This window comes from Streptomyces sp. NBC_01446 (assembly GCF_026340095.1).
Lineage (GTDB): Bacteria > Actinomycetota > Actinomycetes > Streptomycetales > Streptomycetaceae > Streptomyces > Streptomyces aureus.
Genome location: NZ_JAPEPO010000001.1, coordinates 7103681 through 7130240, shown reverse-complemented (window position 1 = coordinate 7130240; position 26560 = coordinate 7103681). Strand labels below are relative to the sequence as shown.

Below are 26560 nucleotides of genomic sequence, written 5' to 3'. Positions count from 1 at the left end.
GACGTTCTTCACGCTTCGATGCGCAGCCAGGTGTCACCCGTGCGGAGCCAAAGGGAACCGTCGCGGCCTTGCCCGCACTTCATGACGACTCGGCCGGGCACACGTAGCCGACGGCGGCTGGTGACGGTCCAGGTGGTGCCGTCGAGTTCGGCACGTATGAGGTCGACGGACCGCTTGTTGTGGTGACGGCTGGTAAGAACTGCCCTGTTGCCGCGGATCGCGAGCCCGTCGGGGTCGGGAACGGGGCTGCGGTAGCTGGCGACATCGCCAGTGGACGGAGTGATCCGCGTCAGGAAGGTGCCGCCTTTGCCGTTGCCGGAGTACCAGACGAGCCACACGTGTTCGTTCTCGGTCGCGGCGGTGCAGCCCTCCAGTGGATGGTCGGGCAGTCTGCCCTGAGGAGCCCACGAGGCCCGGCCCTGGGTGTCCCATCCTGCGAGGCCCGCTCCCGACTCGGGGTGACCGCCGTAGATGCCCTCATCCCCGTAAGCCGTCCAGATACCTCCGTGGGCGTCGGTGACCAGGGCCGGAATGTCGTCACCGACACAGAACTCGGCCTCAGGCGTTCCGGACGGCGAGAACACCACCGCGTTGGAGGCCCAGGCCCCCTCGGGCTCGCTGCGGGACGTACGCCCCTTCACCAGCAGGAAACGGCGATCCGGGAGCAGGGCCAAGTGGCTGGGCCACATCCGAATGTCCTTCACCAGGATGCGCCGCTCCTCCTGTCCCGCGACAGTGACCAGCTCCCCCGTGAACGGGATCTCCGGCCTCCACCCGATCCACCCCTTCATGTAGCGGGAGCGGTTCAGATATCGCCGGTGGACCAGTAGGACAGCAAGCTCACCGGCGGGGCCGATGGTCCACCAAAGGGCTCGGTGGCCGCGCATCGCATCAGCGGCGGGAAGCCGCCACACAGCGTGTATCGCGTCATCGGAACCAGCCGTCAGGGGGCGGAGATTCATGGGCAGTCGCCTCTGGGACTCCGGAGCCGAGCAGCCCGAAGAGCACTACCCTACCGGCCCTTGCCCAGAGGCGAGTTGCTGTTCAGACGGGCAACGAAAACTACGACGCCCAGGAGAATTTGCGGAGCCCGTCGAGGGTGACCAGCCGGCCGAAGGCCAGCTCCGGGAAGTGGGCCGGCGCAAAGGGGTCGCCGGAGTCAGCCAGCTCATCGGCGATGCGCTGGCGCATGATGCCGGCCGCAACAGGGTCGACGTCCCACATGCCCATCCACTCGGGCTCGGTCAGCTCACCCACGGTGTGGAGAGTGTCCCCGAGCAGAAGGGCTCGCTCGCCCTGGTCGTGGATCACGTAGATGGTCGTGCCGGGTGTGTGACCAGGTGCGGGACGCGCGATCAGGCCGGGAAGCAGCTCGGCCTCGGCATCGATGGGCTCGACTCGTGACTCGATCGGCATGAGCAGGTCGCGGATCTTCGGCACAGCGGTCGGGCCGGTCATGAAGTAGGCCCAGTCGCTCTCGTGCATCCGGTACGTCGCGTTCGGGAAAGTGATGTCACCGTCGGTTGTCGACCAGCCGACGTGGTCCCAGTGCATGTGAGTGAAGCAGACATCCGTGACGTCCGTCGGATCAACTCCGGCACGACGGAGGTTGTCGACAAGCGCACCGGTCCGTGTTCCCTCGTCCGCGAACACACCGCCACCCGCGTCGATCAGGACGGTCCGGTTCTTGATCCGGACGAGGAAGGAGCCGATGTCCAGACGGATGCGCCCGTTCTCATCGGTGGGGTGGTCCACGCAGTCCCAGATCTTGCCGTCCGGGTGCGACACCGCGTTCTCTATGGGTTCGTGGGAAGTGCCGTCGACGATCGGCACGATCTCGAGGTTTCCGACCTTCATCTCACTGCTCCCGCTTGTCGATGTGCTCGGAGGGTGGTGACGGTCCGTTCCGTCGGGAGATCTACTTCAGTACGCAGTCCAGGAACGACTGGGCCCCCGGGGTGAGCGGTGCGCTCCTGCACACCAGAGAGACATGCAGGTACTCCGGCGGCTCCAGGTCCAGGACGAGCGCGCCCGCCTTGCGTGCCAGGTCCGCCCACGCCTCGGTCAATACGGCGACCCCGGTGCCCTGGAGCACCAGCGACAGGATCGCCTCACGGTGCCCGGCCTCCACCCCGTAGCGCACGGGCACACCACGTTCTTGCAGTTCGTCGAAGAGTTGACGGGCCCTGGTGCCCCGCGGCGCGACGATCGCCGTCAGACCGGCCAGATCCTCCAGGGCCACCGCCCGGCCCGGTGGCAGCGGGCCGTCGGGCGGGGCCAGCACGACGAACCGCTGTCGGGCGACGGCATGCACCTCCACGTCCGGCGAGTGCAACTCCGTGGCCGTGCCCGCAAGGCCGATCTCCACCGCTCCCGTACGTACGTGCTCCACCACCGCATCGGCGGTGGGTACGGCGCGGACGTCGACCTGCATGGCGGGATGGTGACGCTGATAGGCGCCGATCATCGCGGACAGCGGCTGGACCGCGGGCGAGGGCATGCTCGCGATCTCCAGCCGTCCGGTGCGCAGCCCCTTCACCGATTCCACCGTGGCCCGTGCGGTCTCCATGTCCCGCAGAACCTGCCGGGCGGGCGCGATCATCGCCCGCCCGGACTCTGTCAGTTCGATGCGTCGGCCAATGCGATGGAACAGCAGAGTGTCCAGTTCACGTTCCAGGTTGCGGATCGCCTGGGAGAGCGACGGCTGCGCCAGATGCAGGGAGGCCGCCGCGCGATTGAAGCTGCCGTGGTCGACCACGGCCAGGAAGTATTCGAGTTGCCGTGCGTCCATGAGCCGTTCCTGTCCGAGGCAGCCGTTACAGCTCGATGTAGACACTCTTGGTGTAGAGGTAGTTGTCCATGTGTGCGGCGCTCCCCTTGGAGCCGTAGCCGCTCATCTTCGTGCCGCCGAATCCGACGAGTGGGTCGATGTGGCCGTAGCAGTTCACCCACATCGTGCCGGTGTGTACGCCGTGGACCGCGCTGAGGGCGGTGGACAGGCTCTGCGACCACACCGCTCCCCCGAGGCCGTACTCGCTGTCGTTGGCGATGGCGATGGCCTCGTCCACGTCGTCGAACGGAAGGATCGACAGGACGGGGCCGAAGATCTCTTCGCGGGCGATGCGCATGTCGTTGGTGACACCGCCGAAGACGGTCGGCTGCACGAAGTAGCCGTTCTTCAGCTCGCCTGCCAACCGCTCACCCCCGTGGAGCAGTTGGGCTCCATCCGCGCGGCCGACATCGATGTAGGACAGCACCTTGTCCAGCTGCGCCTGGGAGACCAGCGGGCCCAGGGTGGCGGTGTCGTCCAGGCTGGAGCCGATGCTCAGGGTGTCGGTGAACGCCAGCAGTCGTTCGGTGAACTCGTCGACGATGGAACGCTGGACGAGAACGCGTGTGCCGGCGAAGCAGATCTGGCCGGAGTTGGCGAACACACCCATGGCAGCGCCCGGTACCGCCCTGTCCAGGTCGGCGTCCGCACACACGATGTCCGCCGACTTGCCGCCGAGTTCGAGCTGCAGCTTCTTGATGTTCGTGGTGGACGCCTCGATGATGCTGCGGCCGGTCTGGGTAGACCCGGTGAAGGCGATGCGGTCGACGTCGGGGTGGGCCGCAAGAGCGTGGCCGGCTTCCTTGCCGAGGCCGGTGACGATGTTGATGACTCCTGCCGGGACACCGGCTTCGTGCAGGATCTCCGCCACCCGCAGCACCGACAGGGAGGCTTCCTCGGAGGGCTTCAGCACTGCGGTGCATCCGCTGGCCAGGACGGCACCGATGATCCAGAACTGGCCGTTGAGGGGGCCGTTCCAGGGGATGATGCCGCCGACGACTCCGACGGGCGCCTTCAACGTCATCGTGGTGACGTCGCCGGGGATGCCGTTCATCAGCGTCTCGCCGCTGATGTTGGCCGCCTGGGAGGCGAAGAACGACACCATCTTCAGCAGGGCCGACTTGCTGCCCCGCAGCCGCGAGACCGGTGCACCCATGTCCAGGGCCTCGATCTGGATCAGTTCCTCGAACCGTTCGTCGAGGATCTGCCCGATCCGGGTCAGGAGCGCCTGGCGCCCGTAGGGAGTCCAGGTGCTCCACTGGCCGTTGAACGCGCGGCGTGCCGCCTGAACCGCGCGATCGACGTCCGCCTGGTCGCCGGCTGCGAGCCGCGCCAGCTCCTCACCCGTCGAGGGGTTGATGGTCGCCAGTGTCTGTCCGGACCCGGCCGGGACACTTTCACCGTCGATGAAGTGCTGGTGCGCGGCGCGGGACAGGAAGGCCCGTGCCTGCTCGCTCGGTGCGACGTTCTGCTGGAATGTGCTCACTGCTTACCTCTCGCCTGGCCTTCGATGCCGCGTCGTGGGACTTCGACGTCCGATGTCAGTCGAAGACGAAGACGCCCTTGCCGATCTCGCGTCGGTCGAACAACTCGTAGGCCCGCTCCGCCTCGTCGAGGCGGAACTCGTCGGTGAACAACGACTCCACGTCCAGGCCTCGCTCGGCCACGAACTGGGCGCACTCCTCCTGGAGGTTCTTGCTGAAGGTCAGCGAGCCCACGACCGTCTTCTGCAGCTGGATGAGTTCCTGGCTGTCCAGCTCGATGGTGCCGAAGACACCCACCATGCAGGCGGTGCCCCACTGACGCAGCGCCTGGACCGACTGACGCCGCACGGCGGAATTGGCGCTGCACTCGATGGACTTGTCCGCGCCCGCGCCGTCGCGGGTCAGTGCGCGGACAGCGGCCACGGAGTCCTGCTGCGTCGCGTCGATGACATGGTCGGCGCCGAACTTCTTCGCCATCTCCAGGCGCGAGGGCTCGACGTCGACGGCGATGACCCGGGCACCGAAGGCCTTGGCCAGCATCGTGACACTCAGGCCCACCGGCCCCTGTCCGAAGACAGCCACGGTCTCGTCCGCCGACAGGCCGACCCGCTTGATGGCTCCGAAGGCCGTCCCGGTGCCGCACGAGATGGCCGCGCCGGTCTTGAACGACAGCTCGTCGGGCAGGCGGATGAGCGTGTGCGCCGGGACCTTCATGAAGTCCGCGTGGCCACCGTCACCGTCGAGACCGCCGTACACCGTGCGCGCGTTCGGACAGTACTGCGTCCAGCCGGAGCGGCAGTAGCGGCAGGTGCGGCACCCGTCGTAGTGGTGGACCATGACCCGGTCACCCACCTTGGCCTCGCTCGGGCGTACGGCGTCGCCGACCGTCTCGACGACTCCGCACGGCTCGTGGCCCTCGATCACCAGCTCCGCTCCGGTGCGGTGCGGGCCGTGGAGGTGGTGGAGGTCGCTGCCGCACATGCCGGACGCCTTGATGCGAAGGACGACTTCGTCCGGCCCCGGCACCGGGTCGGGAACCTCACGGAGGTCGAGCTTGCCCTCGCCCAGGAAAACAACTGCTTGCATGTCTACGTTCCTTGATGGTCAGGAGGTGGGCGGCGTGGTCTGGGGCGCCGCGGGAGTGACGGCCGGCGACACATCATCGGTGTCATCACCGCCGGGGGCGATCTGCTCCAGCGCGTCACGGGACGTGTCCACACCGGCAACGCCGTTGAGCACGGTCACGACGACGTACATGCCACAGACGGCCAGGATCACCCCGAGGACTCCGGAGCTGTTGAACAACCACAGGACAACGAAGGGGGAGAAGATCAGACCGATGCGGCCGACGGTCTGGGAGAAGCCGCCGCCGCGGAAACGGAAGGCGGTCGGGAAGAACTCCGGGGTCGTGCCGAGGCCCAGTGTCAGGAACGACGCCACCGTGGCAACCAGGACGAAGCCGACGGCGATGACCAGCGCAGGAGCCGTCATGAACGGATAGAGGCCGGCGAAGACCGCCGAGAGCACTCCGAACAGCATGATGCTGGTGCGCCGACCGAGGCGATCCACGATGAACATGCACACCAGCGGGCCCGCCACGTAGCCGGACATGATGGCCGCGTTGAATCCCAGGGACTTCGACACGGTCATCCCCTGCTCCACGAAGAACGTGGGCATCCAGCCGGTGACGACGTAGGAGCCGAAGAGGCAGGTGACGGTGAGGATCAGAGCCATCAAGGTGCGCCGGATGACAGGCCGTGAGAACAGCACCGTGATCGGCACCCACTCGGCCTTCTCCTCCACCGCGTCAACTGCGTTGTGCGTGAACGGAGTCGGGTCGGTCTGCCGGCTCGGGATGCCGGACTCCTTTTCGATCCGCCGGATCACGGCTTCGGCTTCCTCGTGCCGGCCGCGCGACTCCAGCCATTGCGGGGACTCCGGCAGCCCTCGGCGCAGCCACCAGGCGCCCAGTGCGAACAGGCCTCCGATGACGAACATGCCGCGCCAGGTCAGCGCGGGAATGACCACCCATCCGAGGATCGACGACATCGAGACACCGACTCCGCCGAAGACGCCGAGCAGGCCCAGGTAGCGCCCTCGACGGCCGGCCGGTATGAACTCGGTGATCATGCCGTAGCAGATGACGTACTCGGCTCCGAGTCCGACGCTCATCAGGCCTCGCAGGACGATGAGCACCTCCATGGAGGGCGCCATCGCCGCGCACAGCGCGAGGATCCCGAAGAGCGCCAGGCTGAACTGGAAGGCGAAGGCGCGTCCGATCCGGTCGCCGAGCCAGCCCGCGAAGGCGGCCCCGATCGCGAGGCCGGCGAACGTGACCGACAGGAAGACGGAGTTGAGGCCCAGCGTCGAGAAGCCGGAGTCCAGCATCGACGCCAACACACCGGCCGAGAGTGTGTTGTCGAAGGAGTCGCAGAACAAGCCAAGGCCGACCAGCAGTGCCAGGCGCCGGTGGAACTTCCCTATCGGGAGACTGTCGAGTCGGCGGCCGGCGTTGATGTGTGTATCCATCAGCCGACACCTCCGGGCCGTACCGGGCGGGTGGTGACATCACAGGAACCGGCAGGGTGGGCGAACAGGAGGGTGTTGCTATGCCCGCATGGGTTCGATCGACATTGTCCGATCATGCGTCTTGCCTTTGGCTCGGTGCTCGGTGCACAACAACGCGAACACGACGGTGTGTGGGTGGGGCGACGCCTCTTCGCCCCAGTGGGCCGTTTCAACCGGGCTGACCTGCCGGTTCCGCTGTGACACATCAACAAATGTGTCAGCGGCTCAGCGGCGGCGGCGCATAACTCCTCGCGGTGACAAATTGACGGTATCCAGCATTGTGGGACTTCGTCAATGGTTCGAGAGGGTTGCCATCCGGTTACGGGGCGCTCGGGGCGACGCTCGTACGAGGTCGGATCTGTCAGCTACTGGTGTCCTGATACTGGCCCGCGGCGCGGGCGCGCTGGGTGGCCAGGTCGATCACCAGGTCGAGGTTGGGGGTCGGGACCTGCAGACGTCCGGCCAGGTCCAGAGGGGCCCGGAACATGGCGTCGATCTCCATGGGACGACCGGCCAGCAGGTCCTGCGCGATGCTCTGGAGGTGGCCGGACTTCGCCAGCTTGGCCAGGCCCTCCTCCGGGTCTCCCGGGTCGCAACCCAGGGCGCGGGCGATGGCGGCAGCCTCGGTCGCCATCGCCTTGGCGGTACCGGCGACCGCGGGCTTGTCGAGAACGTCCTTCATCGGTGAGGCGCTGAGGACGGCCAGCGAGCCTCCGATCAGGTTCATCGTCAGCTTGACCCAGATCGCGTCGCGGATATCGGGTGTGACCGTGACTTCCAGACCGCCGGGGTTAAGGAGCGACGCGAGCTCATCGAGCCTCGCGTCGGGGCTGCCGTCGGGACGTCCGATGAGCAGGCGATTACGCGGGTTCTCGGCCCGGATCACTCCCGGTGCCATCACGCTGCCCGCCGTGTAGGCAACCGCGCCCACGGCTCGCTCGGGGCCGACGTGGTCCCACAGTGCCCGCTCGGGGTCGAGGCGCTGAAGCCTGGTGCCGTCCAACGACCCGCCGTGCGCGTGGAAGTACCACCAGGGGACGCCGTTCAGGACGAACAGCGCCAGGCCGTCCTTCTTGAGCAGCGAACCGATGTGCTCGGCGATGGCCGGAAGGGTCGGCGCCTTGACCGCGACGATGACGATGTCCTGCGGTTCCAGGTCGGCGGGACGGTCGGTGGCCACCGGGTGCGAGACCAGCTCGCCTTCACGGGTTTCCACCCGCAGTCCGTGCTGTTGGATGGCCGTCAGGTGCTGACCACGGGCGATGACCGAGACGTCCGCCTGGGCTGCACCGAGTCGTCCGGCGATGTGACCGCCCACGGCTCCCGCGCCGTATACGCAGATCTTCATGTGTGCTCCCGCTCTCTGCTACGTGATGGGTCGGCCGGTCAGTCGTCGAACTGCTGGCGCTTTTGGGCCGCGGCAGAGCTGAGGAAAGAGATGTCATTGCCGGTGGAGACATAGCCGGCACCGAGGTCCAGGTACTGGCGGATCAGGTCCGGACGCCCGCCGAGACCGCCGACGCCCGCGGTCTTTCCGTACACGCGGCAGGCCTCGATGATGCGCAGGTACGCCTTGTGCAGCTCGGGGTGGTCCATCTGCCCCGGGATGCCCAGCTCGAGGCTGAGGTCGTTCGCACCCACGAGGAGCACGTCCACGCCCTCCACCGCGGCGATCGCCTCCACCGCGTCCAGACCGGCACGGGTCTCGATCTGCGCCACCACCATGGAGGTCTCGTCGAGTGCGCGGATGGTCTGGTCGGCGGGGTAGGACCGGAAGTGCAGTTGGGGCGGTGAACCCGCCAGGGAGCGCTCCCCCAGAGGTGCGTGCTTGACGGCTCGGACCGCTGCGCGCACCTCGTCGGCGGAATTGACGCCGGGCACGATGATGCCCATGGCGCCGGAGTCCATGACCCGGCCGATGAAGGACGGATCCAGGCCGGGGACGCGGACGAGCGGGGTGACACCAAGATGGTTGCAGGCCATGCAGATCTGGCTCGCGGCGTCCAGGGGGAAGGGGCTGTGCTCCATGTCGATGTAGATGGAGTCGAAGTCCGCGGAGTGGGCGATCGCGGCGATGTCGACCGTGCGCACAAGTCGCGCGGTCATCGAATACACCGTCTCGCCCCGCGACAGCTTCTCCTTGGCGGGATTACGCAGCAGAGGGGTGGGTTCGCTGTTCATGTTCGGAAGTTCCTGACTGACTGGAGGTGTCTCAGCCGACTTGAGGGATCAGCTGAAAACGCGGCGGGGGTGTCTCAGCCGAAGAGAGGCGGCAGCTCCTGCGCCTCGTCCTCGAACCCGTACACGGACTTGACCTCGAGGTACTCCTCAAGCCCGAACCGACCCATCGAGCGGCCGATGCCGGACTGCTTGTATCCGCCCATGGGCGTGTACGAGTCCGTGGCCGCGCCGTTGTAGCTGATGCGTCCGGCGCGCAGGCCGTTCGCCACCCGGCGGGCGCGCGTACGGTCGCCGCCGAAGACGAAGCCGCCGAGCCCGTAGACCGAGTCGTTGGCGATGCTCAGGGCCTCGGCCTCGGTGCCGTACGGCAGGACGGCCAGGACGGGGCCGAAGACCTCTTCTCGGGCGATCATCATGTCCGGGGTGACTCCGGTGAACACCGTGGGCTGCACGAAGTAGCCCCGGTCCAGGCCGTCAGGGCGCTCCAGGCCGCCGGTGATGAGTCGGGCGCCCTCGTCGAGACCGCTCTGGATGTGGCCCCTGATCGACTTGAACTGACCGGCGCTGACGACCGGCCCCATGGTCGTCGAGCTCTCCAGCGGGTCTCCCAGGCGGAAGCGGCGGGCCTCGTCGACCAGGAAGGGCACGACCTGTTCCACCTGGCTCTCGTGCACCAGCATGCGGCTGGGGGCGTGGCAGGACTGGCCGGCGTTGAAGAAGCAGCGCTGGATGTTCCAGCGCGCGGCGTGTTCCAGGTCGGCGTCGGGCAGCACGATGTTGGCGGACTTGCCGCCGAGTTCGAGGCAGAGGCGCTTCACGGTGTCCGCGGCGGCGGCCCCGACCTGTCGGCCGGCCCCGGTGGATCCGGTGAAGGAGACCATGTCGACGTCCGGGTGACGGGAGAAGGTGTCGCCCACGTCGCGGCCCCTGCCGTTGACCAGGTTGAAGACGCCCGCGGGTACGCCCGCCTCGTGCAAGACCTGGGCCAAAAGCGCGCCGCTGGCTGCGGAGTTGATGCTGGGCTTGGCCACGACCGTGCATCCGGCGGCCAGCGCGTAGATCAGCTTGATGACGCCGGTCTGGACCGGCCAGTTCCACGGTGAGATCAGCGCGCACACGCCGATCGGCTCTCGGCGGACGATGGCGCCACCGATCCGCGATTCGAAGGGGTAGTCACGCAAGAGGTCGCGGGCCACCCGCATGTGCTGAGCCGGGCCCGTGACCTGGGCGCGATTGGCGACAGGGATGCCGACCTCGCGGGCGATCAGCTCGGAGAACTCATCGATGTGCGACTCGTATACGTCGATGACGCGGTCGATCAACGCGATCCGCTCGTCCACCGACGTGGTCGAGAAGCTGTCGAACGCGCGGCGGGCTGCGGCGACCGCGCGCTCCGCGTCAGGAGCACTGCCCAGAGCCACCCGGGCGAAGGCCTCTTCACGGGTGGGGTCGATGAGCTCCACTTCGCGCGGCTCGATCGGTTCGGTCCACTGACCGTCGATGTAGAGGTGCGGGTACTGCCTCATGAGCGAGGCCTCCTCAACCTGCGTGTTACTTGTCTGATGGTGTCTGGCGGGCGCCTGATGGCGCTTTGAACTGCTCAGGTCAGCTGCTGTGGGTATAGCCGCCGTCGCAGGCGATCGTCTGTCCGGTGATGAACGCGGAGGCCGGTGTGGCCAGGAAGAACATGACGCCGACGAGGTCGGTGGGCACCATCCCGCGCGGGATGCACTGCAGTGACGCCGCGCGTTGGCGGACCTCGACGGTGGGGTTCACGGTGCGCTCGACTTCCGTGGCGACGGAGCCCGGGCGCACGCAGTTGACGGTGACCCCGTGGCTGCCCAGTTCACGCGCCAGCGAGTTGGTCATGCCGATGATCGCCGACTTGGACGTGACGTAGTGCAGGTAGTTGACGGTGCCTCGAGTCACCGCGTCGGACGAGACGTTGACGATGCGGCCGAAGCCGGCCGTGCGCATGTGTGCAGCCACCGCCCGCACGCACAGGTAGGTTCCGGTGACGTTGACCTTCAGCACCTGCTCCCACTGCGCGAGGGGGATCTCGTCGAACGGGCCCTTCTCGATGGTCGCGAAGACCGACGCGTTGTTAATCAGTACGTCGATCCGGCCCCACCGGTCGATGACGGTGTCGACCATGGCTGTCACCGATGACTCGTCGGCCACGTCGACCTGGACGGCCAGGCCGGTCCCGCCGGCCTCGTGAATCTCCTTGACGACGGTCTCCGCCTTGCCGAGGTCGAGGTCGGCCACCACGGCGAAGGCTCCGGCCGCGGCGAACTGGCGCGCCAGCTCCCGGCCGATGCCCTGGGCGGCGCCGGTCACGATCACCACCCGCTCCGCCACGCTGAAGTCTCGCGCCGACGCCGGCACTCCGGAGTCATGTGGGGCGTGGGTCAAGGGTGTTGTCGTCATGGTCAGTCCTCCTGGCGTCGCGCTTCGCGATCGGAATGCGGCGGGGAATGTGGCTGCGAATGCAGGGCTGATAAGCGGGTGGCGCCGCGTATTCGCGTGAGCCTCACCCGTGAGCACCGGGGTAGTAACCCCTGATGACCCATGGACAGTATCCCGCCATGTGGGATATCGTCAATGGAAACGGCGGCCCTCCCTGCTCCACCGCAGGACGACACCGGGCCGGCCCAGCGCCCCGACTCATCGGCTCTCGCCGCCGGGCGACATTGACTCAGTGATGGATTCTTCGAAGGAGCTTCAGATGCGTGTAGGCAAGGCATCCGACACCGACATCGAGCAGGTCGGAACCATGCGTGAGGGGAAGCTCGACCAGAAGCACCTGCTGTTCGGCGAGGACGACTCGCCGAACAACTTCGACCTGAACATGGGCCTCACGGGCGGCGGCGGCTGGCGGACCCCGCGCCACCGGCACAACTTCGACCAGATCCGCTATGTCATCCAGGGCGAGCTGCCCTACACGGAGACCGAGGTGCTCAAGGAGGGCTGGGTCGGGTACTTCCCCGAGAGCGTCCACTACGGCCCCCAGGAGCGCGCCGAAGGCCTGCGCACGATGGTGCTGCAGTGCGGTGGCGCGAGCGGCCAGGGCTACCTGAGCGTCGCGCGGCGCGAGGCGGTGAACGCCGAGCTGAACAAGGTCGGCGAGTTCAAGAAGGGCCTGTACCACTACACCGACGACAACGGCGTGGCCCAGAGCAAGGACGGCTCCGAAGCGATCTTCGAGCACGCCACGGGCGGCGCGCTGCGGTTCGCGGCTCCGCGCTACACCGATGTCATCGCGATGGACCCGGAGGCCTACGACTGGCAGAAGAGCGACGACACGGGCGTCGAGGAGAAGTGGCTGGGCCGCTTCACGGAACGCGACCTGCGCATCGGGTTCGTACGCCTCGACGCCGGCGCGGTCTACCGGGCGGGCCGGTTCGACTCCATCGAGATCCTGTTCCAGACCAAGGGCAGGGTGACCGCCGGGGGCAGCGAGTACGGGCCCGAGACCGGGTACGAATTCCTGGCCAACGAAGGCCCGGTGGCGGTCGAGGCCACGGAGCCCGCCGAGTTCCTGCGCATGGTGCTGCACACGTTCTGAACCCATCGCGGGGCAACACGCAGCCACGGCTCCGCGTTGCCCCGCGGGAGTCACCCACTGGGCCGGACCCCGCGACGCCTGCCACGCCGGGGTTCCGTCAATTCGTGACGCCCACTGACATCACCTCAACTACTCGCAGCAGGTCAGGGATTCACCATGCCCCCACCCCTCCATGCCCAGACGCGGCCCGTTCCCGAGGCCGACGTGCTCGACGCGCTCCCGCCGGTCCGCGAGGTGAGCGCCGCGGAAGTGGCCGCCCGCATCTCCGGCGGCTCGCGACTCGTCGTCCTCGACGACGATCCGACCGGCACCCAGACGGTCGCCGATGTACCCGTCCTGACGTCCTGGACGGTGGACGACCTGCGCTGGGCGTTGCGCCAGGACAGCGCCGCCTTCTTCGTCCTCACCAACACCCGCAGCCTGTCCCCCGAGGACGCCGCCGCCCGCAACCGCGAGGTGGTCCGCGCCCTGCACGTGGCGTCGGCAGCAGAGGGCACCACGTATGTCCTGGCCAGCCGTAGTGACTCGACACTGCGCGGCCACTTCCCGCTGGAGACCGATGTCCTCGCCGAGACGCTGACACATCTGGGCGCCGGTACTCCGGACGGAGTGGTACTGGTTCCCGCCTACATCGAGGCGGGGCGGCTGACGGTCGACTCCGGCCACTGGATGCGGACGACCGGCGGGCTGCTCCCGGTCGGAGAAAGCGAGTTCGCCCGCGACGCCACCTTCGGCTACCGCAGCTCGAAGCTGCCGGAGTGGGTCGAGGAGAAGACCGGCGGACGCGTGCTCGCGGACCAGGTGCTACGCGTCACCCTCGACGATCTGCGACGTGGAGGTCCGGAGCACACGGGGCGGCTGCTGTCCTCGCTGCGCGACGGACGCCCGGCCGTGGTCGACGCGGTGTGCGACGACGACCTTCGGGTGCTCGCCCTGGCCCTCGCCCAAGCGGAGGAGAACGGCACACGACTGCTGTACCGGGTCGGCCCTTCCTTCGTCAGGGCCCGCGCCGGACAAGCGGCGCGGGCACCGCTCACCTCCGATGAACTGCGCCCGCTGCGCGGGGACGCGCCGCACGGTCTCATCGTCGTCGGGTCCCATGTCACGCTCACAACCCAGCAGTTGGACCGGTTGCGCGAACGCGGCGGGATCGCCGAGTACGAGCTGGACGTGGCCCTCCTGCTCGACGAGGAGCGGCGTGACGCGCACATCGCCGAGGTCGCGGCCGCAGCCGCCGCCGCGCTTGATTCGGCCGACGCCGTGATCAGCACCTCCCGCACGCTGGTGACCGGTGCCGACGCGGACGACAGCCTGTCGATCTCCCGCCGGGTCTCCGCCGCACTTGTGGAGGCCGTCCGTCAGGTCAACGCCACCCGTCGGCCCGCCTTCGTCGTCGCGAAGGGCGGTATCACCTCCAGCGACACCGCCACCCATGGGCTGGAGATCCGCCGCGCCTGGGCCCGGGGCACGTTGCTGCCCGGCATCGTCTCGCTCTGGGAGCCCGTGGACGGCCCCGCCACCGGCATCCCCTACATCGTCTTCGCCGGGAACGTCGGGGGCATCGACGCGCTCGCCGACGCCCTCGACCTGCTGAGGAGTGCCTGATGTTGTTGCACGGAACCGATGCCCTGAAGGAGGCCGCGGCCGCCGGTCACGCCCTGCCCGGGTTCGTCGCCTACAACCTGGAGACGGTCCAGGGCATCACGGCCGCCGCGGAGGCAGCGGGCCGGCCCGTCCTGCTCCAAGCGGGTTCCAGCCCCTTCAAGCACGCCGGGCGCGACGCACTGATGCGGTTGGCGCTGGACGCGGCCGGGCGCTCCGCCGCCCACCTGGGTGTGCACCTCGATCACAGCCGGGACCTGGACGAGATCACCGCCTGTCTTGAGGCGGGCTACACCTCCGTCATGGTCGATGGCTCACACCTGCCGTTCGCCGAGAACATCGCGCTGACGAAGGAGGCGGCCCGACGGGCTCGCGACCACGGAGCCTGGGTGGAGGCCGAACTCGGAGCCCTGGCGGGCGACGAGGACGTCTCCACCGACGCCGTCGCGCAGTCCGCGACGATGACCGATCCTCAGCAGGCGGCCGAATTCGTGGCCGCGACGGGCGTGGACGCACTCGCCGTCGCCGTCGGCAACGTCCATGGCTTCACCAAGGACCCGGTCCACCTGGACCTGGAGCGGCTCGCCGCCCTCCACGAGGCCGTACCGGTCCCGCTCGTCCTGCACGGCGCCAGCGGTCTGCCCGTCGAGGAACTGCAGGGCGCTCTCGCGCGCGGCGTCGCCAAGGTCAACGTCAACGCCGAACTGCGCCGCGCCTATCTGGAGGCCGTCCACGCGACCCTCCCGTCGGCGCCGCCCGGATCCGACGTCGTCTCCGTATGGGCGGCGGGCCGCGACGCGGTCCGGGACACCGCCCTGGAGATCATCGGCCGTCTCAGCCCGCACGCCGATGAGGGAATCGCCTGACCTCAGCACCAACTGTCCCGCGCCCTCGTGCCGTTCTCAGCACCCGGGCCGATGCACCACCCCCTGTAATAAGGAGCCACCATGTCCACCACCCCCAAGATCGCCGTCCTGCACACCAGCCTGGTGTTCGTCAACGTCGAGCCGGTCATCAACGACTACCTCGCGGAACTCGCCCCGGACGCCAAGGTCATGCACTTCGTCGACAGCGACGTGCTCGCGACCGTCATGCACGACGGTGAGGTCTCACCCGCCAGCACGCAGCGCATGGTGCACCTGGCCCAGGCCGCGGAGAACGCGGGGGCCGATGTCATCTTCTCCGCCTGCTCCTCGCTCGGCCCGGCCATCGACGTGGCACGACGCCTGGTGTCCGTCCCGATCGTCAAGATTGACGACGCGATGACCGCGTCGGCGGTCGAGACCGCGGACACCATCGGCGTCCTGGCGACGGTCCCCACGACGCTGCCGCCGACCTGCGCCCTCGTCAAGGAGAAGGCCCAGGCGGCCGGTCGCGACATCACCGTGAAGGAGGCTCTTTCCGAGGGGGCCTTCTCCGTACTCATGTCCGGTGACCGCGACCGCCACGACGCGATGGTGCTCGACGGGGCCCGAAAGCTCGCCGCGGAGGTCGACGCGATCGTGCTGGCCCAGGCCTCCATGGCACGGCTGGCCCCCGTGATCGCCGAGGCAGTCGGCAAGCCGGTGCTCTGCAGCCCGCGCAGTGGAGCAGAGGACGCGGTGCGTGTGCTGCAGAAGCAGACGGCCTGAACCCGTCCGTACCGCAGCACAGGGCTCACATGGCCCTGTGCTGCGGCGTATCGGCTCCCACTTGTCCGTCCGGGACAACGACCGCCCGAGCACGACCACGGCCAGCGCCCCGGCTTCCACCGTCCAGAGACCGACACACCAAGGGAACTGAAGGACTGTCATGCCCAGCAACGTCAGCGCCCCCAGCAGCTCCGAGCAGGCACGTGAGGCCATCGCCAAGGTCAACACCGGCGTCTTCATCGACGGCCAGTGGGGCGACGCCACGTCCGGCGCCCGCTTCGACGTCGTCAACCCGGCCACCGAGGAAGTCATCGCGACCGTGGCCAACGGCGGCCCCGAGGACGCCCTGCGTGCGATCGAAACCGCGGGCCGGGTACAGAACGCCTGGGCCAGGACGGCACCACGTGAGCGCGGTGAGATCCTGCGCCGCGCATACGACCTCCTGATGGCGCGACAGGACCAGCTCGCCCTCATCATGACGGCGGAGATGGGCAAGCCGCTCGCCGAGGCCAAGGGCGAAGTCGCGTACGCCGCCGAGTTCTTCCGCTGGTTCTCCGAGGAAGCCGTCCGCATCGGCGGCGACGCAACGACGACTGGCGACGGAAAGAACCGCATCCTCGTCTCGCGCGAACCCGTCGGCCCCTGTGTGCTCGTGACGCCGTGGAACTTTCCGCTCGCCATGGGCACCCGCAAGATCGGGCCGGCCATCGCGGCGGGCTGCACGATCGTGTTCAAGCCCGCCGCACTCACCCCGCTGTCGTCCCTGGAGCTCGCGGACATCCTGATCGAGGCTGGACTGCCCGCAGGCGTCCTCAACATCGTGTGTACGACCAAGGCGTCCTCGGTGGTCTCTCCGTGGATGTCGAGTGGCATCGCCCGCAAGATCAGCTTCACCGGATCCACCGAGGTCGGCGTGCGCCTTCTCGAGCAGGCGTCCCGGCACGTCATGCGCTCGTCGATGGAACTCGGCGGCAACGCACCCCTCATCGTCTTCGAGGACGCAGACCTCGACCGCGCCGTCGAAGGGGCGTTCGCGGCCAAGATGCGCAACATGGGCGAGGCCTGCACCGCCGCGAACCGAATCTTCGCCCAGCGGCCCGTCGCCGAGGAGTTCGCCCGCCGTCTCGCAGCCCGACTGGACGCGCTGGCAGTGGGCGACGGCCTGGAGCCGGGCACCGAAGTCGGGCCCCTCGTGGAGGAGAAGGCCCTTCGGAAGGTGCAGGAACTCGTCGACGACGCCGTCGACAAGGGCGCGAAGGTCGTCTGCGGCGGCAACCGGCCGGACCGTGCGGGGTACTTCTACTCCCCCACCGTCCTTTCGGACGTTTCGGTACAGTCGGACCTCCTGACCACGGAGATCTTCGGCCCGGTGGCTCCCGTCATCCCGTTCGACACGGAAGAGGAGGTCATCCGCATGGCCAATGACACCCCGTGGGGCCTGGCCGGCTACCTGTTCACGCAGGACGTGGACCGCGGCTTCAGGGTGAGCGAGGCTCTGGAGGTCGGCATGGTCGGCCTGAACACCGGCATCGTGTCCAACCCCGCTGCACCCTTCGGCGGCATCAAGGCCTCGGGGCTCGGCCGCGAGGGCGGCCGTGTAGGCATCGAGGAGTTCCTCGAATACAAGTACCTGGCGGTCCCGCGGGTGTGACGTGGCGGTCCATGACGAGAACGCCCCGGGCCTGAACCGGCACCCTGTACGGTGCGGGCCCGGACCGAAACTTTGACGCTATCCCACATCGCGGGATATTGTCCAGTGGTGACAGAGACAGCGACTCAGGGCAGCGCGAGCCTGGCCAAGATGCTCCACATCCTGGAGCTGTTCAGCGAGAAACAGCCGGTGTGGTCGACAGCCGAGATCCTCGAGGCTCTTGAGACCTCGAGGTCGACGGGGTATCGCTACATCAAGACCCTGCACGAGGCAGGGCTGCTCAACGCCGTCACCAGCGGCCTGTACACCCTCGGCCCGCGGATCATCGAGATGGATCTGCAGATGCGCCAGACGGACCCGCTGCTACTCGCCAGTCACGGCGTCCTCGAGGACCTGGTGGACACGATCGGACACTCGGCCCTCCTCTGCACCGTGTACCGGGATTCGGTGCTCTGCGTCGGCGAGTGCCGCGCCCCGGACAGCCCGGAGAACCGGTTCAGCCGCGGACAGCGGCGCCCACTGTTCCAAGGCGCCATCTCGAAGGTCATCCTGGCGCATCTCCCCCATCACCGTCTGAAGGCCATCTACCCACGCCAGCGCGACGAGATCGAGAACGCCGGCCTCGGTGACAACTGGAGCACCTTCCGGGCGAACCTGGGCAAGATCAAGAAGGACGGGTACTCCTTGACCGTCGGGGAGTTCAACCCGGGCGTCTATGGCGTCGCGGCACCGATCCTCACCGACCAGAAGACGGCGCTGGGCAGTGTGGGCACGGCCTGGGACGAGAAGGAACGGCGGGACGTTGACGTCGAGCACGCCGTCAAGGCCATCAAGCAGGCGGCGACCACTATCTCGGAGCGCCTGATGGAGAGTCAGGACAGCTGATGCATCCGGCGCGCGGGAGGGCCGACGCCCGCTCGCGCAGCACTCCGCCGCCGGACGTCAACGCGCGACTGTTGCGGTGAAGTCGCCCGACTGGCCGGAGATCGCGGCCAGATCCGAGGAGTCGATGCGTCCGATGCGGGCGATGCCGTCCCAGTAGTCCACGTCCCCGTAGTAGAGGACGAGGTTTCCCCACGGCGCGTAGTAGCCGAGGTCGCCGACTTTCGGGTTGTCACCTTCCGGCATACCCTTCATCGGCAGCTCCTTCGGGAGCTTTGCGACCTTCTCGGCGCCGTTGAGGTCCTCGAACTCCAGCGTGCGTGGCAGTTGCTTGAGGAGGGCCGCTCCGGTCGGGGTGTCCCGGACCGTCGCCGACACCGTTCGGTCGCCGATCTTGATGTGGATGGGTGTGGCGTGCCCCTGCACGGCGCTCGTGGAGGACGTGGTTGTCCGTGAACTCGGTTCTGCTGCTTGCCCGTTCGTGTCGTTCGTGCACGACGCGAGGGTAAAGCACAGGGCCGCGGACATCGCCAGGGACACGACCCGCCATCGACCACCCACTGATGGCCGCTTCTCAGGTATGCGCACGGTGTCAGTCCGAACCGGTGCCGACGGTCGTACGGAACGGGCCGCGCTCGACGTGGATCGTCCAGAGCCGGTCCGCCAGCGCCTCGGGGGCGTACAGGGGGTCGCCGCCGCCGATGGCTCCGGGGATGATCAGCTGTCCGACGTGGATGTTCCGCTCCGCGAGGGCTTCATGGAGCAGCTGGCCGTACGCGGATTCACCGGCGAAGGCGACCGAGGTTCCGGCCACGTTGCCGTTGGGGCGGGCCGCGCTCCCTCCGTTCACCAGCAGGATCGTGCCTCGCCCCTGCTCCGTCATGGCGGGCAGCACCTGCCGCACCGCGACGGCCGGGCCGAGGATCGAGAACTCGGCGGCGGCACCAAGGTCGTCGGCCGTCGTCTCCAGAACGGGACGCAGGAAGTCCCGGCGCGGGACCGGGCTGTACTGGAGCACATCGATCGGGCCGAGGTCTTCGGCGGCCGCCGCGAGCGCGCTGGCAAGAGCGGAGCGGTCCTGCACGTCGGCGGTGTATCCACGGGCCTCGATGCCCTCGGCGGACAGGCCGGCGGCAAGGGCCTCGACGTTCTCCTTCGTACGTGAGATCAGCGCGACGGAGAATCCCTCGCGGCCGAAGCGGCGGGCCACGGCAGCACCGAGCCCGGGGCCGGCGCCGAGGATGGCGATGGTCGTCATGACATCTCTCCTGGTGTGTTCCTGGTGCGCGGCCGGGGCGTGGCCACCGTCCACTCAGGTCTTCCACGCTAAGCAGCGATCTTGCGCCTGGGGAGTCCCTCTCAGTACCCCCTCCGACCGGGACTCCCTCAGTTGCGGCAGGACTGGTGTCCTGTACAAGGACACACCCGACTGCCCTCGCAGCCACCGTGTCCGCCGCTTGTTCCGCGTCTACCACCGCACTGATCAGAAAGTTCTGCTCCACCACCATGACGACCGTCACGAGTCCGCCCACGCCCGCTCCCGTGCCCACACCTTCCCGAACACGCCTGCCGCTGGTGATCTACCTGCTGGCCGCAGGCACCTTCCTCATGGGGACGACAGAGTTCGTCGTCGCGGGCCTTCTTCCCGAGATCGCCCGCGATCTGGACATCACCGTCGCCGGCGCGGGCTTGATGATCACCGTGTTCGCGATCGGCATGATCGTCGGCACCCCGTTGATGGCCGTCCTCACGCTCAAGCTTCCCCGGCGCCTGACACTGAGCCTTGCGCTGCTCGTCTTCGCCGTCGGGCACGTCATCGTCGCGTTGACCTCGAACTACGCTGTGGTGCTCGGCGCGCGGTTCCTCACGGCCCTCGCCACCGGCGCCTTCTGGGCTGTCGCGGCCGTCGTCGCGGCCAAGGCGGCCGGGCCTGCGGCCAGTTCACGCGCCCTGGGCATCGTCCTGGGCGGCGGAATGCTCGCCAACGTGCTGGGGGTTCCGCTGGGCGCCTTCGCGGGACAAACCGTCGGCTGGCGCGGCCCCTTCTGGGCGCTCGCCCTCCTCGCCGCGCTCGGCGCGCTCGTGGTCTACCGGCAAGTGGCACCAGACCCGACGTCCGGCCCGCTGCCCTCCGTGCGCGCTGAGCTGAGCAGTCTGCGGGACGGTCGTGTCTGGCTCACGCTGGCTTGCTGCGCCATCGTGTGTGGCTCCTCCCTGGCCGCGTACAGCTTCATCTCGCCGCTCCTTGTCACCAACACGGGGCTGGCGACGACCGCGGTGCCGCTCGTGCTCGTCGCCTACGGGATCGGCGCGCTGATCGGCTCCTATCTGGGTGGGCGCGTCGACTCGCACCGCCCCTACCAGCTGCTGTTCACCTCCGCGGGCATGACGTTCCTCGTGCTCGGCGCGCTCGCGCTCTTCTCACACCACCTGGTCGTGACCGTGGTGCTGGTGGCGCTGCTCGGACTGTTCGGGATGTCCACGAACCCCGTCCTGATCGGCAAGGCCGTCGGTTATGCGGGTCAGGCGCCAACACTCGCGTCCGCGCTGAGCACCTCCGCGTTCAACTTCGGTACTGCGGTGGGCTCGTGGATCGCGGGGTTCGCCCTTGAGTCGGCGCTCGGTGCGACGGGCCCGGTCGTGGTCGGCACGGCCATCTCCGCTCTCTATTTCCTCCCGCTCACGATTCTCGCCGCCCGCGACCGTCGCTGAGCGCCCCCGATGATGTGGTGGAGGGCGGGACCGCAGTCGCGGTCCCGCCCTCCACCACATCATCAGCGTCAGGAGCGATACTGTTCCTCCTGCGTCTCCGTCCGGCACTCGTCCGCAGACCAGGAGGAGAGCAGACGCAGCCGCTCCTCGGAGGCGGAGCCCGGCTCCGCGGTGTAGATGGTCAAGGTCAGCCCCGGCTCGGCGGCCATTTCCAGGCCCTCGAACGCCAGCGTCACCTCGCCGACGACAGGATGCCGGAAGGTTTTGAAGCCGGCACCGTGGTGGCGGACGTTGTGAGCACCCCATCGACGGCGGAACTCCTCGCTGCGAGTGCAGAGTTCGCCGATCAGATCGTGCAGCTCCTTGTTGTGAGGGTCTCGGCCCGCCTCGGTGCGCAGGATGGAGATGGTGACTTCCGCGAAGGCGTCCCAGTCCGGGTAGAACTCACTGGCCCGCTCGTCCAGGAAGACGTGCCGCGCGATGTTTGGCGGCTGGACGGGCATGTCGTAGACCTCCATGTAGAACGCCCGCGCGAGCTGGTTCGCCGCGAGGAGGTCCATGCGCCCGTTACGGACGAACGCCGGCCCGGCGATCACGGCGTCCAACGCCCACTGAAGGCTCTCGTGGGGCGTCCAGCCCTTTGCGCTGCGCCGCCGCGGCGGCCTGGCGACCGGGCTGGCGGCGTGCGCGAGGTCGAACAAGTGGGCCCGCTCGGCGTCATCCAGACGCAGGGCCCTGGCGATCGCGTCGAGCACCTCCGGTGATGCTCCGCTGATCCCTCCGCGTTCCAGGCGGGTGTAGTACTCCACGCTCACCCCGGCGAGCGTGGCCACCTCGCTGCGCCGCAGTCCGCTGACCCGCCGGTTCGTTCCGGCCGGCAGGCCGACGTCTTTGGGGGTGACCTGGGCACGTCTGGAAGTGAGGAATTCACGGACCTCTGCACGGTTATCCACGCTTTCCACGGTAGCCCGAGCAAACGTCGTCGAAGGAGACCCTCGGAGTACCCCCATTCGCAGGGACGCCTCTCCGAATCCCCGAGCGCCACTCTGAAGGGTGCCCTGCCAGTACCCCCCTCAACAGTGACTCGCAGCCCGCACGAAATCGCGGTTACCTGGAAGACGTGACATCTCAAGGGGCCGGTACAAGGGCCCCGCGGAAATTGATGTGCCACCTCAGGACGACGAACACAGCTGCGGAGCCGATACGCGCGGCCCGCTCTCAGCACGTAAGGAATCACCTCATGCGCGGAGCAGTGATCCACGCCCCCGGCGACGTCCGCTTCGAGACGCTCGACGACCCGAAGCTCCTCCACCCCACCGACGCCATCATCCGTACCGCCGTGACGTGCGTATGCGGGTCGGACCTGTGGCCCTACCGCGGCGCGGAGCCCATCCGTGACCCGCACCCGATGGGGCACGAGTACGTCGGCTTCGTGGAAGAGGTCGGCAGCGAGGTCACCCACGTACGGCCCGGACAGTTCGTGGTCGGCTCCTTCGCCACCTCCGACAACACCTGCGCGAACTGCCGCAACGGCTTCCAGTCGAGCTGCCTGCACCGCGAGTTCATGTCCACCTGCCAGGCCGACTACGTACGCATCCCCAACGCCCACGGCACCCTCGTCGCCACCGACGAGGTGCCGGACGAGAAGCACTGGGCCGGCCTGCTCGCCGTCTCCGACGTCATGGGCACCGGCTGGTGGGCCGCCGACGCCGCCGAGGTCGAGTCCGGCTCCACGGCCGTCGTCGTCGGCGACGGGGCTGTCGGCCTGTGTGGTGTCATCGCCGCCAAGGAAATGGGCGCCGAGCGGATCATCGCCATGAGCCGACACGAGAGCAGGCAGAAGCTGGCTCTGGAATTCGGCGCCACCGACATCGTCACCGAACGTGGCGACGAGGGCGTCGCCCGCATCAAGGACCTCACCGACGGCATCGGCGCCGACTCCGTGCTCGAGTGCGTGGGCACCGAACAGTCCATGCAGCAGGCTCTGCGCGCGGCCCGGCCCGGCGGCAACGTCGGCTTCGTCGGCGTTCCGCACGAGGTCGCCGTCGACGGCCAGGAACTGTTCTTCTCCCACGTCGGCCTGCGCGGCGGTCCCGCCCCCGTACGCCGCTACCTGCCCGACCTCATCGACCGCGTCCTGACCGGACGGATCGACCCCGGCAAGGTCTTCGACCTCACCCTGCCGCTGGAGGAGGTCGCCGAGGGCTACCAGGCCATGGATGAGCGGCGCGCCATCAAGACCCTCCTCACCCCCTGAGCGGCCACCGCACCAGGGTCATGCCGCCCGGCATGACCCTCCTCTCTCCGCCGAGAAAGGCAAGTGACAGATCGTGACCGCACAGCGCTTCAAGGACAAGGTCGCCTTCATCTCCGGCGCCGGCAGTGGCATCGGCCGCGCCACGGCAGTCGCGTTTGCCGAGGAAGGCGCCCACGTGGTCGTCACCGGCATCGACGAGGAGGGCAACGCCGAGACGGCACGCCAGGTCGCCGCGCATGGCGGACGCGTCCTGTCCGTCAAGTGCGACGCCACGAACTCCGCGGACATCGCCGCGGCGCTGCAGCAGACAATGGAGGAGTTCGGCCGCCTCGACATCGCCTTCAACAACGCCGGCATCGAGCAGCCGCCCGCGCCGCTCGCGGACATCACGGAAGCGGAGTTCGACCGCCTTCTCGACGTCGACCTGCGGGGTGTGTTCCTGTGCATGAAGGCGCAGATTCCGCTGATGCTGCAGACCGGCGGCGGGTCGATCGTGAACACCTCCTCGGGCGCGGGCGTGATCGGTATCCGCGGGCAGGCCGCCTACGCCGCGGTGAAGCACGCCGTCATCGGACTGACGAAGTCGACGGCGCTGGACTACGCCGCCGACGGGATCCGGGTCAACGCGGTCTGTCCGGGCATCATCGAGACCCCGATGATGGACCGGTTCTCGGGCGGCACTCCGGAGGGCCGGGCCCGTGTGATCGCCCAGGAGCCGGTCGGACGCATGGGGCGCCCCGAGGAGATCGCCTCCGCCGTGCTGTGGCTCTGCTCCGACCTGGGGGCCTTCGCCACGGGCCACGCGATGGTCGTCGACGGCGGTCAGACCGTCGGCCTGTGACGATGGTGCAATACGACTTCAGTGGGCAGGTCGCGTTCGTCACCGGCGCCAGCGCCGGCATGGGTGCGGCCACGGCTCGTGCCTTCGCCGAGGCAGGTGCCGCGGTCGCGCTGGCGGACATCGACCGTGACGCCGTGGAGCGCCTCGGCGAGGAGCTGACCCGCGACCGCCACCGCGTGCTCGCCCTGGAATGCGATGTGTCCGATGAGCAGCAGGTCGCCGATGCCGTCGCCGCGACCGTCGAGGCGTTCGGCCGCCTGGACATGGCCTTCAACAACGCCGGCATCATGATCCCTCCCTCCGGAGCGGCCGATGAACCCGCCACGTCCTTCGACTCGGTCGTCGCGGTCAACCTGCGCGGCGTCTGGCCCTCGAGTACGCGCCGCTCGGCATCCGCGTCAACGCCGTGTGCCCGGCACGATCGCTACCCCGATGGTCGAGCGCATGAGCACCGCGGGCGAACTCGACGTGGACGCCACGCTCGCCGTGGCCCCGATGGCCCGCCTCGGCGGGCCCGAGGAGATCGCCGGCGCAGTGCTGTAGCTGTGCAGCTATGGCGCCGCTACGTCACCGGAGTGGCACTGCCCGTCGATGGCGGCTTCACCGCGCATTAGGCGACACCCCACCCCGTATCGAAGCAAGCAACAGAGAGAGAACACCATGAGGACCGTGCCCTTCGGCACGAACGACGGCCGCGCCCCGAACGTCATCAGCGGGATGATGCGGATCTCCGACAAGACCGACGACCAGATCCGCGACCTCTACACCACCGCGCGCGAGACGGGGATCGACTTCTTCGACCACGCCGATCTGTACGGGTTCAAGCACCCCGGCGGCGGCACGCACTGGTGCGAGCGCCGCTTCGGCGAGGCGCTCGGGCTATCCGCGGCGGAGCGTGAGCAGATCACGCTGCAGACGAAGACCGGGATCGTGGACGCGGAGTGGCACTACGACTCGTCCTACACACACATCGTCTCCTCCGTCGAGGACTCGCTGCGCGCGCTCAACACGGACTACATCGACGTGCTGCTCCTGCACCGGCCCGACGCCCTCGTCGAACCCGAAGAGGTGGCACGGGCCTTCGACGACCTCGAATCCTCCGGCAAGGTCCGGGCGTTCGGTGTCTCCAACCACACCCCGCGCCAGATCGACCTGCTCAAGACCGCCGTGGGGCAGCCGCTGGTGGCCAACCAGGTCCAGCTCTCGGTGACACACTCCACGATCGTGGCTCAGGGGCTGGCCTCGAACATGGTCGGCGAGCCCGACTCCCTCACCCGCGACGGCGGCGGCATCGTCGACTACTGCCGCATCAACGGAATCACGCTGCAGGCCTGGTCTCCGTTCCAGAAGGGCTTCCAGGACGGCGTCTTCTTCGGCTCCGAGGACTACCCGGAGCTCAATGAGCTGTTGGACCGACTCGCCGCGAAGTACGGCGCGACCCCGATCGCGATCGCCACGGCGTGGATCACCCGGCACCCGGCAGCCATGCAGGTTGTCCTCGGCACGACCACCCCGGAACGTGTCGCCGAGGCCGCGGCGGGCTCTGACATCCCACTCACCCGTGCCGAGTGGTACGGCCTGATCAGCGCAGCCGGGCATCGGGTGCCCTGACCAGGCCAGGCCCGGTAGCGGCTCGCCGACGAGGGGTTCAGGCGGTGAGCCGTTCGTGCGCGTCCCGGACCAGTCGCAAATACCGGTCCCAGTCCCAGTAGCGGCCCGGATCCGTGTGGGTCGCGCCGGGGACCTCGCTGTGGCCGACGATGTGCTCGCGGTCGACCGGGATGCCGTGCCGCTCGGCGATCCCGGCGACGAGCTCCGCCGAGGCTTCGTAGGCGGCGTCGGTGAACCAGCGCTGCGGGTCGTCGACATACCCTTCGTGTTCGACGCCGACGCTGCGCTCGTTCCACTCCCTGTTGCCCGCGTGGTAGGCCACATCCGCCTCGCGGACGGTCTGGGCGATGTGGCCGTCGGATGCTCGCACCACATAGTGGGCGGCGGCCTGATGTGCGGGGTCACGGAAGGCGTGAACGGCGTCCGCGAAGCGGGACTGCGTCACATGGACGACGATCCGGTCGACGCGGTAGTCGTCCGGGCGGTCGGCGACCCGATAGTTGGCCGGTGAGGCGGCGAGCCACTGAGCCGATGCCGCGTCCACCGCACCGGGCCGGTTGTCCCTCTCCACACCGCTGAGGGCGCCGCCCGGAGGATCGCCGGCGGTGACCGCGGCCGTGGTGATGCCGACGGCGGCGGCCAGTGCGGCCACCGCCAGGAGCAGTGGCCGCGGCCGTCGGGACGCACTCTCCGCCCGGGATACGGAGTCGGGTTCTGGATGTCGATTCACGGTGCCGCCTCG

24 protein-coding genes and 1 pseudogene are annotated in these 26560 nt (G+C 68.4%); 11 read left to right on the top strand and 14 right to left on the bottom strand.

Features of this window, described 5'->3' with window-relative positions; all coding sequences use genetic code 11:
* Positions 1–8: 8 nt before the first annotated feature.
* The 10 genes from OG456_RS32100 to OG456_RS32055 form a co-directional block, all read right to left on the bottom strand.
* Positions 9–887: a hypothetical protein gene (locus tag OG456_RS32100; protein ID WP_266567133.1), complete on the bottom strand. Its 879-nt coding sequence runs from the start codon at positions 885–887 to the stop codon at positions 9–11.
* A 175-nt stretch (positions 888–1062) separates the two neighbouring features.
* The gene (locus tag OG456_RS32095; RefSeq protein ID WP_266567131.1) at positions 1063–1857 is read right to left on the bottom strand and encodes an MBL fold metallo-hydrolase; all 795 of its coding nucleotides are present in this window, start codon (positions 1855–1857) and stop codon (positions 1063–1065) included.
* 61 nt (positions 1858–1918) lie between these two features.
* Positions 1919–2791 carry a LysR family transcriptional regulator gene (locus tag OG456_RS32090; RefSeq protein WP_266567125.1) on the bottom strand — a complete coding sequence of 291 codons (873 nt, stop codon included), beginning with the start codon at positions 2789–2791 and terminating at the stop codon, positions 1919–1921.
* A 25-nt stretch (positions 2792–2816) separates the two neighbouring features.
* The gene (locus OG456_RS32085; protein WP_266567123.1) at positions 2817–4316 is read right to left on the bottom strand and encodes an aldehyde dehydrogenase; all 1500 of its coding nucleotides are present in this window, start codon (positions 4314–4316) and stop codon (positions 2817–2819) included.
* A 55-nt stretch (positions 4317–4371) separates the two neighbouring features.
* The gene (locus tag OG456_RS32080) at positions 4372–5400 is read right to left on the bottom strand and encodes a zinc-binding dehydrogenase (RefSeq protein WP_266567121.1); all 1029 of its coding nucleotides are present in this window, start codon (positions 5398–5400) and stop codon (positions 4372–4374) included.
* An 18-nt stretch (positions 5401–5418) separates the two neighbouring features.
* On the bottom strand, positions 5419–6843 hold the full coding sequence (locus OG456_RS32075) for an MFS transporter (protein ID WP_266567119.1): 1425 nt from the start codon (positions 6841–6843) through the stop codon (positions 5419–5421).
* Positions 6844–7243: 400 nt separating this feature from the next.
* Entirely contained in the window at positions 7244–8230 is a 987-nt protein-coding gene (locus OG456_RS32070) for a ketopantoate reductase family protein (RefSeq protein ID WP_266567117.1), read from the bottom strand.
* Positions 8231–8268: 38 nt separating this feature from the next.
* Positions 8269–9063 (bottom strand): HpcH/HpaI aldolase/citrate lyase family protein, encoded by a 795-nt coding sequence (locus OG456_RS32065; RefSeq protein ID WP_266567115.1) that lies wholly within the window; start codon positions 9061–9063, stop codon positions 8269–8271.
* A 74-nt stretch (positions 9064–9137) separates the two neighbouring features.
* Complete coding sequence (locus OG456_RS32060) at positions 9138–10589, bottom strand: aldehyde dehydrogenase family protein (RefSeq protein WP_266567113.1); 1452 nt, start codon at positions 10587–10589, stop codon at positions 9138–9140.
* Positions 10590–10668: 79 nt separating this feature from the next.
* On the bottom strand, positions 10669–11493 hold the full coding sequence (locus OG456_RS32055) for an SDR family NAD(P)-dependent oxidoreductase (RefSeq protein WP_266567111.1): 825 nt from the start codon (positions 11491–11493) through the stop codon (positions 10669–10671).
* Positions 11494–11791: 298 nt separating this feature from the next.
* Between OG456_RS32055 and OG456_RS32050 the strand changes: the two genes are divergently transcribed.
* The 6 genes from OG456_RS32050 (at position 11792) to OG456_RS32025 (ending at position 18400) form a co-directional block, all read left to right on the top strand.
* Positions 11792–12631, top strand: coding sequence for a hypothetical protein (locus tag OG456_RS32050; protein ID WP_266567109.1), 840 nt, complete (start codon positions 11792–11794; stop codon positions 12629–12631).
* Positions 12632–12787: 156 nt separating this feature from the next.
* Complete coding sequence (locus OG456_RS32045; RefSeq protein WP_266567107.1) at positions 12788–14236, top strand: four-carbon acid sugar kinase family protein; 1449 nt, start codon at positions 12788–12790, stop codon at positions 14234–14236.
* The gene (locus tag OG456_RS32040) at positions 14236–15099 is read left to right on the top strand and encodes a class II fructose-bisphosphate aldolase (protein WP_266567105.1); all 864 of its coding nucleotides are present in this window, start codon (positions 14236–14238) and stop codon (positions 15097–15099) included. Before OG456_RS32045 ends, OG456_RS32040 begins: the two co-directional genes overlap by 1 nt.
* Positions 15100–15180: 81 nt before the next feature.
* The gene (locus tag OG456_RS32035; protein ID WP_266567084.1) at positions 15181–15864 is read left to right on the top strand and encodes an aspartate/glutamate racemase family protein; all 684 of its coding nucleotides are present in this window, start codon (positions 15181–15183) and stop codon (positions 15862–15864) included.
* A gap of 160 nt (positions 15865–16024) precedes the next feature.
* On the top strand, positions 16025–17515 hold the full coding sequence (locus tag OG456_RS32030; RefSeq protein WP_266567082.1) for an NAD-dependent succinate-semialdehyde dehydrogenase: 1491 nt from the start codon (positions 16025–16027) through the stop codon (positions 17513–17515).
* Between the two features lie 108 nt (positions 17516–17623).
* A complete protein-coding gene (locus tag OG456_RS32025; protein ID WP_266567080.1) occupies positions 17624–18400 on the top strand; it encodes an IclR family transcriptional regulator in 777 nt (258 codons plus the stop codon).
* 57 nt (positions 18401–18457) lie between these two features.
* Here OG456_RS32025 and OG456_RS32020 read toward each other — a convergent pair whose 3' ends face one another.
* Positions 18458–18823: a cyclophilin-like fold protein gene (locus OG456_RS32020; RefSeq protein ID WP_266567078.1), complete on the bottom strand. Its 366-nt coding sequence runs from the start codon at positions 18821–18823 to the stop codon at positions 18458–18460.
* Between the two features lie 166 nt (positions 18824–18989).
* Positions 18990–19655, bottom strand: coding sequence for an SDR family NAD(P)-dependent oxidoreductase (locus OG456_RS32015; RefSeq protein ID WP_266567076.1), 666 nt, complete (start codon positions 19653–19655; stop codon positions 18990–18992).
* Positions 19656–19939: 284 nt separating this feature from the next.
* Here OG456_RS32015 and OG456_RS32010 point away from each other — a divergent pair, with 284 nt between their 5' ends.
* Positions 19940–21109, top strand: a complete 1170-nt coding sequence (locus OG456_RS32010; RefSeq protein ID WP_266567074.1) for an MFS transporter — start codon at positions 19940–19942, stop codon at positions 21107–21109.
* Between the two features lie 68 nt (positions 21110–21177).
* Here OG456_RS32010 and OG456_RS32005 read toward each other — a convergent pair whose 3' ends face one another.
* Positions 21178–22062: a helix-turn-helix transcriptional regulator gene (locus OG456_RS32005; protein WP_266567072.1), complete on the bottom strand. Its 885-nt coding sequence runs from the start codon at positions 22060–22062 to the stop codon at positions 21178–21180.
* A 287-nt stretch (positions 22063–22349) separates the two neighbouring features.
* Here OG456_RS32005 and OG456_RS32000 point away from each other — a divergent pair, with 287 nt between their 5' ends.
* From OG456_RS32000 to OG456_RS31985, 4 genes and pseudogenes are all read left to right on the top strand, one after another.
* Positions 22350–23366 carry a zinc-dependent alcohol dehydrogenase family protein gene (locus OG456_RS32000; protein ID WP_266567070.1) on the top strand — a complete coding sequence of 339 codons (1017 nt, stop codon included), beginning with the start codon at positions 22350–22352 and terminating at the stop codon, positions 23364–23366.
* 73 nt (positions 23367–23439) lie between these two features.
* Positions 23440–24207, top strand: coding sequence for a glucose 1-dehydrogenase (locus OG456_RS31995; RefSeq protein ID WP_266567068.1), 768 nt, complete (start codon positions 23440–23442; stop codon positions 24205–24207).
* A gap of 2 nt (positions 24208–24209) precedes the next feature.
* Positions 24210–24821, top strand: a pseudogene (locus OG456_RS50550) (SDR family NAD(P)-dependent oxidoreductase).
* Positions 24822–24867: 46 nt separating this feature from the next.
* On the top strand, positions 24868–25818 hold the full coding sequence (locus tag OG456_RS31985) for an aldo/keto reductase family oxidoreductase (protein ID WP_266567066.1): 951 nt from the start codon (positions 24868–24870) through the stop codon (positions 25816–25818).
* A gap of 37 nt (positions 25819–25855) precedes the next feature.
* Here OG456_RS31985 and OG456_RS31980 read toward each other — a convergent pair whose 3' ends face one another.
* Entirely contained in the window at positions 25856–26443 is a 588-nt protein-coding gene (locus OG456_RS31980; RefSeq protein ID WP_266569502.1) for an N-acetylmuramoyl-L-alanine amidase, read from the bottom strand.
* Between the last annotated feature and the right edge of the window lie 117 nt (positions 26444–26560).